This window comes from Vibrio sp. 704, assembly GCF_033339295.1.
On sequence record NZ_JAWOUH010000101.1, the window covers coordinates 1 to 1,142 of the forward strand.

Below are 1,142 nucleotides of genomic sequence, written 5' to 3' on the forward strand. Positions count from 1 at the left end.
GCAAATGGCCGCATCATTGAAGCAACAGCGGGGCTGCAAAACTTAGGTACACTCGATACTTCAGGTATCGACCTCAAAGTCGGCTACAGTTACGACTTTGATTTTGCGACAGTTCGTTACGACTTCATGGGAAGCTATGTTCTGGACTACAGCACACCTGAATACGTTGGTGGCCCAGTAAATAATCAAGTAGGTCGTAATGGTTTGCCTGAGTACCGTTTTAACACTGGTGTTGGCTTAAACTTCCTAGAAGACCATGACATCTATCTATCTGCAGACCACATCGCAGACCAAGCTCAAGATGTTGACGACAACTACAATAAAATCGGTCACATATCTTCACAAACAACGTGGAACATTGCGTACAACTACCTAGCTCCGTGGGATGCAAAATTCACGGCAGGTGTTCGTAACCTTACTGATGAAGATCCTGCATTTGAATCTGATGGTGTAACTTACAACTCAGACCTATACAGCATTCAAGGCCGCGTTTACTTCTTGAAATACTCTCAAAACTTTTAGTTAAAACCTTTGGCGCAGGAGTATTTCCTGCGCCCTATTCGACTGACTATTTACACTAACAAGGATGCTACTATGACGTTAAAGGAATTTGGCGTAAGTGCAGTTACTGCCGCGATTCTCTCGGTAAGTGGTGCAGCGATTGCTGCAGACTCTGGAACCGTAGTCGCCAATCAAGCACAAACAACGAAGTCTTCTCAAGCTTCTCAGCAAAAAATCGATACTTACGCTGAAAGCACAGAAGGTATGTTGGCAGAATATAAGGGCTTACTTCGTCAAATCGATAGTATGAAAGTCTACAACGAGCAAATTAATCGAATGGTTCAATCGCAACAGGGCGAACTGGACTCATTGAATAACCAAATTGCTCAAATCGATCAAACGGCAACAGAAGTTGTTCCTCTAACACTAAAAATGATCGATGCGCTAGATGAGTTCGTTACACTCGATTTGCCTTTCCAAAAAGAAGAACGCAACAAACGCGTTCAAGAGTTACGCCGCCTGATGGATCGCGCAGACGTAACGACTTCTGAGAAATTCCGTAAAGTGATGGAAGCGTACCAAATTGAAGAAGGCTTCTCTCGCTCAATAGAGTCTGACAAAGCGAGCTTAGATCGTAACGG

At 44.0% G+C, this 1,142-nt stretch carries 2 protein-coding genes; both read left to right on the top strand.

From position 1 onward, the window contains the following. Positions 1–522 (top strand): TonB-dependent receptor domain-containing protein (locus R7R24_RS24730; RefSeq protein ID WP_318119733.1); only part of this gene is annotated, 522 nt, incomplete at its 5' end. A 72-nt stretch (positions 523–594) separates the two neighbouring features. Then, positions 595–1,142 (top strand): DUF3450 domain-containing protein (locus tag R7R24_RS24735; protein WP_318119735.1); only part of this gene is annotated, 548 nt, incomplete at its 3' end.